Below are 12862 nucleotides of genomic sequence, written 5' to 3' on the forward strand. Positions count from 1 at the left end.
CACACATGAATATACCGAAGCTCGTCGCTTTCGACCTCGACGGCACCATTGCACCAAGTAAACATCAGACGGAGGCCGACATGGGCTTGCTTCTCGCGAGCTTGCTGGCGAAGTTGCCTGTCGCTATAATGTCCGGCGCTTCGTTCCATCAGTTCGAACGGCAATTTTTGCCAGCCTTACCGGTTGACGCAAATTTTTCCAATTTATATTTATTCCCAACGAACGCGGCGGCCTGCTATGTGTACAAAGACGGCAAATGGCAGGAGCAATATAACGAGAAGTTTACCGATATTGAGCGTGAGAAAATTATGAATGCACTGAATGAGGCGATGACAGAAACTAATTTCCAATCTTTCGTGCCGCAAACTTGGGGTGAGCAGATAGAAGATCGCGGGGCGCAGATTACTCTCTCTGCCCTGGGCCAGCAAGCACCGCTTGAGGAGAAGCAGAAGTGGGACCCGACACGAGAGAAGCGCCAGCCGCTCTATGATTTGCTTTGTGAAAAATTACCTGATTTCTCCATCGGTTTGAACGCCACGACCTCAATAGATATTACGAAGAAGGGGGTGAACAAAGGCTACGGTGTGCTCAAGCTCGCAGAACTGACGAAAATTCCCGTAGGCGAGATGCTCTATGTTGGCGACGCACTCGGCCCGGGCGGTAACGATGCGATAGTTATCCCAACATGTATCCAGACGTATGCAGTAGCTGACCCGGAAGATACAAAAAAGTTTATTAAAAGCATAATTTAATTTTTATTATCATGACCGCGAATATTTTAAACGACGGGGAAGAGGATGTGCTCTCTGACGAGGCGGAGGAGGAGCTGACAGAGCTTATGGACGAATATAGCATTGACCGCGATAGAGCTTTGCGCGTAAAGAAGCTGATGGATCGCGAAGGTCTTGACTCCGACAAAGCCATTGAAGCTCTGGAGGACTAATGTTCTGGCGGATTATCCGAAGAAGATTGCGCCGGCGGCCGAAACGGCGGAAAGGTTCGACCAAGCACTATATAGCCCACAAGGAAAATGCTCGAGCGCTCGTGCATGAACGCTTAGCGCATTTTAATACGCGCTATAGTTTTGCGATCGGCCGAGTGGCGATACGCAACCAGAAGAGCCGATGGGGAAGCTGTTCGAAGAAAGGAAACTTAAATTTTAATTACAGAATTGTCTTGTTGCCGGCGCATCTCGCCGATTATGTGATTGTCCATGAGCTTTGCCACATCGGTGAGTTCAATCATTCACGCAAATTCTGGGTGCTCGTCGCGCAAGCCGCGCCCGATTGGCGGCGACACAGAGCGGAGCTTAAACGAGTGCGTTTGAAATAATTATGCAAATAATGCTATTATTGCAAAACATATGAGCATCCAATCAAAAGCCTATCTTTTAATTCTCGCTTGTATCGTCGGCGCGGGAATTTATTTTCTCCAAGAACCGCCAAAGGAGACTATTGCCGGCGACCAAGTTGCCCAAGTGTCGGCCATATCTCCTACACCAGATGCAAACGCATCAGCAACGACCACTAATCAAGAACAAATAACACAAAATAATCAAGAAAGTAATAAAGAAAAAGTCATGACCAAAGCAACATTAGAGACGAATTACGGGGAGATAGTTATAGAATTCCTGCCAGCGCAGGCGCCGAACACGGTCGCGAACTTCATTAAGCTGGCAGGGGCCGGCTTCTACGACGGCACACGCTTCCACCGCGTCATGAAAGATTTCATGATCCAGGGTGGCGACCCATTAAGCAAAGACGAGGCTCAGGCATCACGTTGGGGGACGGGCGGCCCGAACTATACCTTCGCCGACGAGATAAGCGCAAGCAACCACGATGTCGCCGGTACGATAGCGATGGCGAACGCCGGACCGAACACGAACGGCAGTCAGTTCTTCATTAACACCGCAGATAATAATTATCTGGACGGCAAGCATACTGTCTTCGGCAAAGTGACGGCCGGCATGGACGTTGTCGACGCAATCCAGAATGTGGAAGTCGACGACATCTCAAGTAGGCCGGTGAAAAGTGTGACTATAGAAAAAGTCGTGTTACAATAGTAGTGTTATTAAAGCCGACGTTTCAGTCGGCTCCCCGACCAGAGCGTCGGGGCTAAAAACTAATACAATGGCAAAAGGTAACAACCGCCAGCAGAAGAACAAGAAGAAGCCGAAGGCTGACAAGAAAAAATAGTCCAGAAGAAATAAATTTTGTGCTAGACTAGCCTGATGACACAGTCACAGGCGTTGGATATTTTAAAGACCGGAGCGAACGTGTTCCTCACAGGCGAGCCGGGCGCGGGCAAGACTCATACTATCAACGAGTACATCTGGTATCTGCGCAGTCGCGGGATAGAGACGGCCGTAACGGCTTCGACCGGCATTGCCGCGACGCATCTATCCGGCATGACGATACACTCATGGAGCGGTATAGGCATCAAGCCGAAACTTTCGCAGTATGATTTGGACAAACTCACAACCAATGAGTATTTGGTAAAGAGAATTGCGCGGGCGAAGGTCTTGATTATCGATGAAGTGTCGATGCTCGGGCCGGACACAGTGACGATGGTGGATCAAGTCTGTCGCGAGATACGGATGTCGGGTGAGCCCTTCGGCGGGTTGCAAGTGATATTTGTGGGTGATTTCTTCCAATTACCGCCAGTCGTTAAAGAAATGCCCAAAGCAAAAGCAGACGAATTTTCACAAGAAATACTTTTTGACGAGATGTCCGAGGTCTCGCCTCGGACAGATAGATTTGCTTACTCTTCTCCCGCATGGCAATCAGCTAACGTGATTACTTGCTATTTAACAGAGCAACATCGGCAGGATGATAACGATTTTCTAGAGCTACTTTCGGCGATACGGCATAACGAATTTACCGAAGATCATTTATTACATCTCGTAAAGCGCAAAGTTGATAGAGAGAAGATTCCGGCCGGGATCCCCAAATTATATTCGCACAATGTGAATGTCGACGCCGTGAACGACGGCACGCTTAAGAAAATAGAGGGCGATGAGAAGGTGTACGTGATGCAGACAGAGGGTAAAGAATGGCTTGTGGAGGCGCTTAAACGCGGTTGCCTATCGCCGGAGAAACTCGTGCTCAAGATCGGTGCTGAAGTGATGTTCACAAAAAATAAACCTAAAGATGGTTTCGTGAACGGCACACAGGGCGTGGTCGAGAAATTTTCCGAATTTACGAACAATCCGATTGTAAAAACGAAATCAGGCCAGCGTATCGAAGTTGAGCCGATGATGGGCTGGTCTATCGAGGAGAACGGCAAGGTCAAGGCGAGCTTGACCCAGTTACCTTTACGTCTGGCTTGGGCTATCACGGTGCACAAGAGCCAAGGTATGAGTATGGACGCGGCGGTCATGGACTTGGGCCAAGTCTTCGAATACGGCCAAGGGTACGTGGCGCTCTCTAGGGTGCGCCGGCTCGCCGGCGTGCACCTCCTCGGCTGGAACGAGCGCGCCTTCCAAGTTCACCCCGAAGTGCTGGCGCAAGACGAAGTTTTCCGCGCGTCGTCGGACGAAGCGGAAGAAGCCTTCACTAAACTAACGGCCGAAGAGCTCAAGAAGATGCACGATAACTTTATCATCTCATGCGGCGGAAAGGTGAATCGAAAGTTGAAAGTAGAAAGTAGAAAGTTGAAAGGGAATACCAAAACGAATACAGGCAAACTGGCAGAAATTAGAGAGAAGCATACCAATGCTTATAGACCGTGGGACAAGGCGCAAGAGAAGATGCTCAAAGAACTTTTCGAAAGTGAAGTGAAGATAAGCGCGATAGCAAAGCAACTTGGCCGCAAGCCGGGCGCCATCAGAATGCGGCTGGAGAGGTTGGGGCTGATTTCGAAATAATGATATACTGGTGACTATGATAAATGCTTTTGTCGGCCATATACGGCGTAATATTATTGTTCTCGCGCTTATCCTCGTTGTCGGCGGGTTTGTCGCGTATCAATATACGCAGATCAATAGCTTGACCGGCAAGCTTGCCTCGCTCCAGACGCAGGTCGCCTCGACGACAGCCGAGCAAACACAGAAGGCCGACGAACTCGCGCAGGGTATCTCGGGTCTGACATCACAAACGGCCGGGCTGTCGAACACCCTTAATAACGCCCAGCAAAATATCGACGCGGTCAAGTCGCAAGTCGGTGGCGTGGCGCAGACTGTCGGCGGTTTACAGAAGCTTGCAACGATTGACCCGCAGCTGCTGAAAAAATATTCCAAAGTTTATTTCTTGAACGACAACTACACACCGGCGCATCTCTATGGTGTCCCCAATGACTATCTCTACAGCAATAAAAAGCCCGAGCAGTACATCGTCGAGGCGTGGCCATTCCTCAAAGTGATGCTCGACACGGCGAAGGCGAACGGCATCACCATCTATATCAACTCCGCGTATCGTTCATTTGCCGAGCAGAAGTTGCTCAAGTCAACTTACAAGGTGGTCTACGGTGCCGGCACGGCCAACTCGTTCTCGGCCGACCAAGGATATTCCGAACATCAGCTCGGCACGGCGGTAGACCTCATTATGCCGGGCTCGGCCGGCGTGCTCGAGGGATTCGACAAGACGCCCGGTTATCAGTGGATGGTGGCGAACGCGTACCGCTTCGGTTTCGAATTGTCGTATCCTAAGGGTAATCAATATTATGTCTCCGAGCCATGGCACTGGCGCTTCGTCGGCGTCAAACTCGCGACCTATTTGCACGACAATAACAAGAATTTCTATGATATAGACCAGCGCGACATCGACCCGTACCTGATTAATATTTTTGATAATTAATTTAATAACAATATTATTATGAAAAATTGGATAATTGGCATTCTTGTTCTTGTTGTTGTCGGGGGTATCGGATATTTCTTAATGACCAACGGGTCAAAGAGTTCTGAACCTGTAAATCAGGAGCAGGCAACGAGCACAACCGGTGCGCAGACAGCGACAACTACAACAACAACGGCGGCACAAGAAAATTCAGGGCAGACTGTCATCGGTAAGTCGGTCGAAGGGCGCGATATCATTGCGTATCACTTCGGCACGGGCCCTGAAGAAATTCTTTTGATCGGTGGCATCCACGGCGGGTATGAATGGAATACTACCTACCTTGCAAATACACTCGTTGATTACTTTCCGAAAAACTCGAAGTTGATTCCTGGTAATCTAAATATCACAATTATCCCGACAATGAACATAGATGGCTTCGCTAAGATTGCTGATGGTCAATACCTTGGCGACGCCCCGATTTTCACTGCGGCCTCCTCCGCGCAGCTTACTGAGGCTCGCTTTAACGCCAATACCGTCGACTTGAACCGCAACTTCGATTGTAACTGGCAAGCATCCGGCGTTTGGCAGAATAAGAAAGTTAGCGGTGGCAGTGCGCCGTTCTCCGAACCGGAAAGTCAGGCTATTAAGAATTATATCGAAGCAAATCACCCGAAAGCAGTTGTCGTCTATTACAGCGCGGCAGGTGGGGTGTACTCGTCGAGTTGTGGTAACGGTATTTTACCCGAAACCAAGGCTCTCACCTCACTTTACGCTAAAGCATCCGGCTATAAAGCCTACGACAAGTTCGATGCCTACCAAACATCTGGCGACATGGTCGACTGGCTGGCGAAAATAAATATTCCGGCAATCAGTGTTTTGCTCACTAATCACACTGATATTGAACTTGATAAAAATCTCGCGGGAGTGAAAGCTGTTTTCGCAAAATACGCGAAATAAGTAATGACGAAGATTTTCCCACGGTGGGTCGTTATCACGATTATTGCAGTAGTGGCGCTTGGCCTAGGCTTCTCTGTTGTCGCATTATTACAAAAACAACCAACGCCGGCGCCGAACCCTGTCGCGCAAAAAGTTGAAAAGGCAAATCCCGAACGCAAAGTCATTGGCAAGTCTGTCGAAGGTCGTGATATCGAGGCGTTTACTTACCGTTCAAACCTCACCCCTGACCCCTCTCCGAAGGAGAGGGGAGGAATCAGTATTTCCCCCTCCCTTTCGGGGAGGGGGCCGGGGGGTGAGGTGCTTCTCTTCGTCGGCGGTATCCACGGCGGGTACGAATGGAATAGCGTCGTGCTCGCTTATGACTTGATGGACTACCTCGTCGCAAATCCAGACGCAATTCCCGCGAACGTGCATGTTACTGTGATTCCGAACGCCAACCCCGATGGCGTCTTCAAGGTCATCGGCAAAGAAGGGCGCTTCACAATTGCCGATGTGCCGGCTACTGGTGATCAAAGTATCGGCCGTTTGAACGCTGACGGCGTAGACTTGAACAGGAACTTCAATTGTAAGTGGAGCCCGAAGGGAGTGTGGAAGGGTAAGTCTGTCGGCACCGGCACCGGTCCTTTCTCGGAGCCGGAGGCGATGGCGCTCCGCAATTATATTTTAGAGAACAAGCCCAACGTCGCAGTTTTCTATCACAGTCAGGCCAACGCTGTTTACGCATCGCAGTGTGAGAAAGGCATCTTGCCAGAGACAACGAACATCATGAACACCTACGCCAAAGCGTCGGGTTACAAGGCCGTCCCGACCTTCGACAGCTACGCGGTCACGGGCGCGTCGGAGGATTGGCTCGCGTCGCAAAACATTCCCGCGATTACCGTAGAATTATCCTCGCATAAAAAAGTCGAATGGGAGAAAAATCTGCTTGGCATCACGGCAATCATCGATTATTATAGAAGGTAAGTTGCGACCATGAACCCCGCGAAAATCTTCGACCAGCCAATGCGCGAATACGTCATCATTGTGGCGGTTTTTATTGCGCTCACTTTTAACTTTTTCGTGCCCGGCACACAAATGTTTCTCATAATCGCGGCGGCTATCGGTGGCATACCTACCGCAGTGGCGGGCTTGCGCGGATTTTTAAAACTTTCCATCACCATCGAAGCTTTCAACTTGGTCGCGCTTGTTATTTCGTTTATGACCGGGGAGTATCAATCGGCGGCGTTCATTGTACTTATGCTCTCCTTCGCCAGTTTGCTCGAGTGGCGCACGCAGTCGCGGACGCGTAACGCGGTGGCCGAACTTCTCGCTCTCAAGCCACGCACGGCGACCGTCGAACATGATGGTGCGACAAGTGAAGTCGAGGCAGACACGCTCAAAGAGGGCGACATATTCATCCTCATGGCTGGCGCGCGCGTACCGGCAGACGGCGTTATTGTGCAAGGCAGTGTCTTCGTTAATGAAGCATCGGTAACCGGCGAATCGGTGCCGATAGTTAAGGATATTGGCGAATCGGTGCTCTCCGGCACATTGGGCGACTCCGGTGCCGCCAAAGTGCGCGTTACCCACATCGGCAAGGAGTCTACGCTCGAGCGTATGGCGGTACTTATCGAAGAGGCGCTTAAACATAAATCCAAGACCGAGCGATTGGCTGACAGGTTTGCCACAATATTTTTACCCGTCGTTTTGTTGCTTGGCGCGGGGACTTACTACTTCACCCACAACTTGATGATGGTGGCCTCAATCTTTCTCGTCGCTTGCGCTGATGATATGGCGGTGGCGATACCCTTGGCGGTTAGCGCGGCCATCGGTTCGGCAGCCAAGCGCGGAGTGGTCGTCAAAGGCGGGGAATGGCTCGACGCCTTGAGCCGAGTGAAGACAGTGGTGCTCGACAAAACAGGAACTCTCACCTACGGCAGCTTCAACGTCAGCACGGTTGCCATCGAGCCCGGCGTTAATGAAAAAGAATTTTGGACGCTCGTCGCCTCGGCGGAGAGATATTCCGAACATCCGGTCGCCCGCGCAATATTCAAAGAGGCGAAGGAGTGGGTGGAGAAGGTGCCGGACTACAGCGAACTCAAAACAATCAAAGGTTGCGGAGTCACGGCGAAGGTGCACGGACATGATGTGGCCGTGGGCGACGAAGGAATCTTAGAACTTTCGAAAGTCGTGAATGAAGACCGGGCGCGCACCGCGCTCGATGTCCTGGCGAAGAAAGCGGAGACTGCTGCCATCGTCGTCATTGATGGCAAATTCGCCGGGAGCTTCGGTATCTCGGATATGCCTAAGCCCGAAGCGCGTTTAAGCATCGACGCTCTGCGCCAAGCGGGTGTGGCGCACGTGGTGATGTTTACCGGTGACAACACGGCGGTGGCGAATGCGATGGCAGACGCTATGGGTATTACGGAAGTATCGTCGGCGATGTCACCCGCGGATAAATTAAATAAACTGGAATCTTTGCCAGGGCCTGTGGCGATGGTAGGCGACGGTATCAATGATGCACCCGCTTTGGCTCGCTCGGATGTCGGCATTGCCATGGGTATCGGCGGGACGGCAGTCTCCGTCGAGGCGGCGGACATCGTGGTGATGACAGATAACCTCTCGCGCATAAGTGAGATGATCGCCTTGGGTCGACGGACGCGATCGGTCGTGCACTGGGACGTTATAATCTGGGCGGTGACGAATGTCATCGGCTTCGTTTTAGTATTTACCGGTGTGCTCGGCCCAGCTCTCGCGGCATTCTATAATTTTATCACCGACTTCCTCCCGCTTATCAACTCCGCGCGATTATTTAGAGAAAAATCTAATGTATAATTTATTTTTATGCGCACAGTAATTTTCGATATCGAGACAATCGGCGAGGAGTACGGCAAAATGGATGAGTCAACACAGGAGCTTATCACGGCTTCGCTCAAAAAGTCGGCGGCGAGCGACGAAGAGTACGAGGCCGAGTTGGAACAGCTTAAAGACGGCTTGGGCTTCTCACCCCTTACCGGCGAAATTGTTGCCATCGGCGTGCATGATTTGGAACTGGAAAAAGGCGTCGTCTATTTTAATCCTGGAACTGGCCCGGCGAAAAATGATACAGAAGGCGCCTATCAGCTCAAACCGATGAACGAAAAAGAAATGCTCGAGGCGTTCTGGGACGGTCTCAAGCAATATGACGTCATCGTTGGCTTCAATAGTCGTGCCTTCGATGGGCCATTCATGATGATTCGTTCACTCGTGCACGGCGTCAGGCCAAGCAAAGATATTTTAGCAGGCAGATATTTGTACCAGCAATTTAAGTCCGGCATCACGCACATCGACCTGATGGACCAGCTCTCGTTCTACGGTGCCTCGCGCTTCAAGGGTAGCAGCTTGCATATGTTCTGCAGAGCGTTAGGCGTCGAGAGCCCAAAGGTAGGCGGTGTCACCGGCGACGACGTGACTGGCCTCTTCAAAGCCGGCAAATCTTTAGATATCGCCCGTTATAACACCAGAGACATCAAAGCCACGGCAGAATTATATAAAAAGTGGCGAGATACAATCGCGTTTTGATTTTTCGACATTTTCTGCTAGAGTGAGCGTTCTCTATTAAATAATTTTGAACATTATGGCGACTCTAGGATTCCCTGTTTTTAAGACTAAAAAGAGTGGCGGTGAGAAGAAATACGACCTTGGCGATCCGAAGGGGCGTCAGAAATACTTCGAGTTCAAGGCAGGGAAGGAGATTAAGGACTTGCGCAAATTTTTGAAGAAGAACACCTTCGTCGCCTTCATGATGGGCAAGAAGAACTCGGGCAAGGGGACTTACACCAAGCTCTTCGGCGAGCAAGTCGGCCATGAACACATCTTGCATTTATCTGTCGGCGATGTCGTCCGCGATGCGCACAAAGAACTCGCTTCACCGGCGAAGAAGAAAGCGCTCGTGAAGTGGCTGAAAGAAAATTATCGCGGTATGATGCCACTTACAACCGCCGTTGATGCGCTCGAAGGCCGCAGTACGACGACGCTCGTGCCGACCGAACTTATCTTGGCTCTCGTCGAACGCGCGATAGACTTGCAAGGCAAAAAGAAAGCGGTCTTTATTGACGGCTTCCCCCGCGGGCTCGACCAAATTTCCTACGCGCTCTACTTCCGTCACATTATGGGCTACCGCGACGACCCGGACTTCTTCGTCTTCATCGATGTGCCGACATCCGTCATCGCCGCACGCATGGACGGCCGAGTCATCTGCCCAATCTGTCACGTACCTCGCCATCCGCGACTCATGCGCACCAAGGAGATTGGATATGATACCGCAAAAAAAGAATTTTATCTGAAGTGTGACAACTCGTCCTGCAAAGGCGCGCGCATGGGTGCGAAGGAGGGTGACACACTCGGCATGGAAGCTATTAAAGGCCGGCTCGCGACCGATGAAAAAATTATGCGCGACCTACTTGTCTTGGAAGGTGTACCGAAGTTGTCTGTCAGGAACACCGTACCGGTCACCGATGCGAAGAAGATGGTGGACGATTACGAAATAACACCAGGCTACGAATATTCGCTTGACGCAAGTGGCAAAGTTGTGGTCGGAGAAGTACCTTGGACTGTCAAAGATGATGAGGGAATCGACTCATTTAGCCTCCTGCCGGCCGCGCCGGTGCTCGCTCTTATCAAGCAGATACACGCTATTTTGGGATTATAAATTCCGCTGGGGAAAACTTGTGAATAAGTGCTGGATAACTTCTGTATAACTTGGGGATGGATTAGCGCTACCGTGGCTAACATTTCTGTGGTCTGATTTGACACACATTTGACACGCGCCGTGCCGGGTCTACAATGGAGGCAGATCGTAAAGCTGCGTTGACTAGCATAAACATATTCAGGGAGCTCGCCAGTTGCACTGCGCCTTGGCGCATCGCACAGAGCACCCACTTAGAATTTCTAGTACAATGTAACTTGACGGTTCAACCCTAGACACAAACCTTCGCTCCGGCGGGGTTTGTGTTTTTTCAGTTTGTTTCGTTCGTTTCTGTGGTATAATTATTTTATGCAAAAGAAAAAAGCGACAATTTATTTTCACTCCGGAGCGGGGACAGTGACGGGCGCGAACTTTCGATTGGTAGGTGACGAAGGGACACAAATACTTTTAGACTGCGGGATGTTACAAGGCTCGAAAGTGGCAGACGACAAGAACTGGGACCCGTTCCCATATGAGCCGAAGGATATAACCGCGCTCTTTGTCAGCCATCCGCACATCGACCACGTTGGCCGTATCGCGCGCCTCGTGCGCATGGGCTTTACCGGCACTATTTATTCGACCGCACCATGCAAGGATATCGGCCTCCTTTTACTCGAAGATAGCTTGGGCGTCATTGAGAAAGAATGCGTTCATGATTGCAGATTAGAGCCTCTCTACGCCATAGAAGACGTGAAGAAAGCCGAGACGATGTGGAAGACTCTTGACTATCATCAGACTGTAAAAGTTGGGGATTATAATGTTCTATTTCGCGATGCCGGCCATGTGCTCGGCTCCGCCATGACGGAGGTGGAATGTAACGGTACGAAGCTTCTCTACACTGGTGATCTCGGCAATTCGCCGTCGCCCATCATGCACGACACCGAGATAGTGAAAGATGCTACGTACCTCATCATGGAGAGCACTTACGGCAATCGCAATCACGAGCACAAAGAAGAACGAGCAGAAAAATTAAAAGAGATAATACAGAGTACCATCAACTTGGGGGGCACTCTCATGATACCGGCCTTCTCTGTCGAGCGCACACAAGAGTTGCTTTATGAAGTGAACGAGATGTTCCGAGATAAAAAGCTCGCACCAGTCACGACCTATCTGGATTCTCCCCTCGCGATAAAGGTGACGGCGGTATATGAGAAGTATAAGAATATGTTTAACGACCAAGCGCGGGCAGATATTCTTAAGGGCGATATCTTTAAATTCCCCGGTCTCAAGATGACGATGACAACCGACGAGTCGCGCGCCATTTTGCATGACACTCGTCCCAAGATAATCATTGCCGGTTCCGGCATGAGCAACGGCGGGCGCATCATCCATCATGAACGCATTTATCTGCCCGACCCGAAGAACACACTTCTTCTTGTGAGTTATCAGTCTGCCGGGACACTTGGCCGTGTGATCCAAGACGGCGCCAAGGGCGTGCGTATATTGGGCGAGATGGTACCCGTGCGAGCTCAAGTCGTCTCTCTCCCGGGCTATTCTGCACACAAAGATTCCGACGGGCTCTTCAACTTCGTTGAGCAGTGCGACGGCAATTTGCAAAAAGTGTTCGTCGCACTTGGCGAGCCGGCCTCGGCGCTATTCATGGTCCAACGTATTCGCGATTATCTCGGCTATCAAGCCTACGCACCGTCAGCAGGAGAAAAAGCCGAATTAGAATTTTAAAAACTACCTGCCCGCCAAAGCCTGAGCTTCAGGCGATGGCAGGCGGGAAAACTACCAACTAAAAACTATGGAAAAAACTCCTCCCGCCTCCAAGCATATTCACGAGAAGATCAAGATAGCCATCTCCGGCGCGGCCAAAACCGACTTCCTCCCGCAAGGTGTGCTTGATAGTGTTGAAATAGTGGGTGGCGAGATAGCACGCCAAGGCGCCATCATGATTTCTGGCGCTACGACGGGTATCCCGCTCTGGGCGGCCAAGGGGTGCAAAGACGCTGGCGGTTTCTCGATAGGCATCTCGCCGGCCTTCAACGAGGCGGAGCATGTTGATTATTACGGTTTGCCTTTAGACTATCTAGACTTAACAATTTACACTGGCCTCGGCTATCCCGGCCGCGACATCCTGATGATACGTACAGCGGACGCCATAGTCATCGGCCCCGGCCGCGTGGGAACCCTGCACGAGTTTACCGTCGCCTTCGAAGATAATAAACCGATAGGCATTTTGACAAGCTCGGAATGGGAGACGGACGACATCATCAAGCTCATCATTGAGAAAAGCCATCGCGCCGAAGATAATAAAAAAGTGATCTATGATGCCGACCCCAAGAAGCTGGTCAAGCGTCTCATCGATCTCATAAAGATAGACAAAGCCGCCGTTCATGAGCCTGTCCCCGGCGCCTCCACCCAACCCGCGAAAGGGATGTAAATTTCTAACGGGACTTATCCCCAATATTCTTGAAAAAACGTT

General features: G+C 50.9%; 13 protein-coding genes. All 13 read left to right on the forward strand.

Annotated features, from left to right (window positions below; translation table 11 throughout):
* Positions 1-5 precede the first annotated feature (5 nt).
* The 13 genes from WC764_03455 (at position 6) to WC764_03515 (ending at position 12820) form a co-directional block, all read left to right on the forward strand.
* On the forward strand, positions 6-752 hold the full coding sequence (locus WC764_03455; protein ID MFA6006753.1) for an HAD-IIB family hydrolase: 747 nt from the start codon (positions 6-8) through the stop codon (positions 750-752).
* 11 nt (positions 753-763) lie between these two features.
* Positions 764-943, forward strand: coding sequence for a hypothetical protein (locus WC764_03460; protein ID MFA6006754.1), 180 nt, complete (start codon positions 764-766; stop codon positions 941-943).
* Positions 943-1332 carry a M48 family metallopeptidase gene (locus WC764_03465; GenBank protein MFA6006755.1) on the forward strand — a complete coding sequence of 130 codons (390 nt, stop codon included), beginning with the start codon at positions 943-945 and terminating at the stop codon, positions 1330-1332. Before WC764_03460 ends, WC764_03465 begins: the two co-directional genes overlap by 1 nt.
* A 31-nt stretch (positions 1333-1363) precedes the next feature.
* Positions 1364-2062, forward strand: a complete 699-nt coding sequence (locus WC764_03470) for a peptidylprolyl isomerase (GenBank protein ID MFA6006756.1) — start codon at positions 1364-1366, stop codon at positions 2060-2062.
* Between the two features lie 168 nt (positions 2063-2230).
* A complete protein-coding gene (locus tag WC764_03475) occupies positions 2231-3865 on the forward strand; it encodes an AAA family ATPase (GenBank protein ID MFA6006757.1) in 1635 nt (544 codons plus the stop codon).
* 16 nt (positions 3866-3881) lie between these two features.
* Complete coding sequence (locus WC764_03480; GenBank protein MFA6006758.1) at positions 3882-4793, forward strand: D-alanyl-D-alanine carboxypeptidase family protein; 912 nt, start codon at positions 3882-3884, stop codon at positions 4791-4793.
* Positions 4794-4811: 18 nt separating this feature from the next.
* Positions 4812-5729 carry a M14 family metallopeptidase gene (locus WC764_03485; GenBank protein ID MFA6006759.1) on the forward strand — a complete coding sequence of 306 codons (918 nt, stop codon included), beginning with the start codon at positions 4812-4814 and terminating at the stop codon, positions 5727-5729.
* A gap of 3 nt (positions 5730-5732) precedes the next feature.
* Entirely contained in the window at positions 5733-6692 is a 960-nt protein-coding gene (locus WC764_03490) for a M14 family metallopeptidase (GenBank protein MFA6006760.1), read from the forward strand.
* Positions 6693-6701: 9 nt separating this feature from the next.
* A complete protein-coding gene (locus tag WC764_03495; protein MFA6006761.1) occupies positions 6702-8543 on the forward strand; it encodes a cation-translocating P-type ATPase in 1842 nt (613 codons plus the stop codon).
* Between the two features lie 9 nt (positions 8544-8552).
* Positions 8553-9269, forward strand: a complete 717-nt coding sequence (locus tag WC764_03500; GenBank protein ID MFA6006762.1) for a ribonuclease H-like domain-containing protein — start codon at positions 8553-8555, stop codon at positions 9267-9269.
* 55 nt (positions 9270-9324) lie between these two features.
* Entirely contained in the window at positions 9325-10398 is a 1074-nt protein-coding gene (locus WC764_03505; GenBank protein MFA6006763.1) for a nucleoside monophosphate kinase, read from the forward strand.
* Between the two features lie 345 nt (positions 10399-10743).
* Positions 10744-12114 (forward strand): MBL fold metallo-hydrolase, encoded by a 1371-nt coding sequence (locus WC764_03510; GenBank protein ID MFA6006764.1) that lies wholly within the window; start codon positions 10744-10746, stop codon positions 12112-12114.
* Between the two features lie 67 nt (positions 12115-12181).
* Positions 12182-12820, forward strand: coding sequence for a hypothetical protein (locus WC764_03515; GenBank protein MFA6006765.1), 639 nt, complete (start codon positions 12182-12184; stop codon positions 12818-12820).
* Positions 12821-12862: the final 42 nt, after the last annotated feature.

Source organism: Candidatus Paceibacterota bacterium, from assembly GCA_041660505.1.
Classification (GTDB): domain Bacteria; phylum Patescibacteriota; class Minisyncoccia; order Phycocordibacterales; family JACRKE01; genus JBAZWG01.

Excerpts from the sequence above, each read along its gene's own strand:
- WC764_03455 (MFA6006753.1), top strand. The coding sequence starts at position 6 with ATGAATATACCGAAGCTCGTCGCTTTCGACCTCGACGGCACCATTGCA.
- WC764_03460 (MFA6006754.1), top strand. The coding sequence starts at position 764 with ATGACCGCGAATATTTTAAACGACGGGGAAGAGGATGTGCTCTCTGAC.
- WC764_03465 (MFA6006755.1), top strand. The coding sequence starts at position 943 with ATGTTCTGGCGGATTATCCGAAGAAGATTGCGCCGGCGGCCGAAACGG.
- WC764_03470 (MFA6006756.1), top strand. The coding sequence starts at position 1,364 with ATGAGCATCCAATCAAAAGCCTATCTTTTAATTCTCGCTTGTATCGTC.
- WC764_03475 (MFA6006757.1), top strand. The coding sequence starts at position 2,231 with ATGACACAGTCACAGGCGTTGGATATTTTAAAGACCGGAGCGAACGTG.
- WC764_03480 (MFA6006758.1), top strand. The coding sequence starts at position 3,882 with ATGATAAATGCTTTTGTCGGCCATATACGGCGTAATATTATTGTTCTC.
- WC764_03485 (MFA6006759.1), top strand. The coding sequence starts at position 4,812 with ATGAAAAATTGGATAATTGGCATTCTTGTTCTTGTTGTTGTCGGGGGT.
- WC764_03490 (MFA6006760.1), top strand. The coding sequence starts at position 5,733 with ATGACGAAGATTTTCCCACGGTGGGTCGTTATCACGATTATTGCAGTA.
- WC764_03495 (MFA6006761.1), top strand. The coding sequence starts at position 6,702 with ATGAACCCCGCGAAAATCTTCGACCAGCCAATGCGCGAATACGTCATC.
- WC764_03500 (MFA6006762.1), top strand. The coding sequence starts at position 8,553 with ATGCGCACAGTAATTTTCGATATCGAGACAATCGGCGAGGAGTACGGC.
- WC764_03505 (MFA6006763.1), top strand. The coding sequence starts at position 9,325 with ATGGCGACTCTAGGATTCCCTGTTTTTAAGACTAAAAAGAGTGGCGGT.
- WC764_03510 (MFA6006764.1), top strand. The coding sequence starts at position 10,744 with ATGCAAAAGAAAAAAGCGACAATTTATTTTCACTCCGGAGCGGGGACA.
- WC764_03515 (MFA6006765.1), top strand. The coding sequence starts at position 12,182 with ATGGAAAAAACTCCTCCCGCCTCCAAGCATATTCACGAGAAGATCAAG.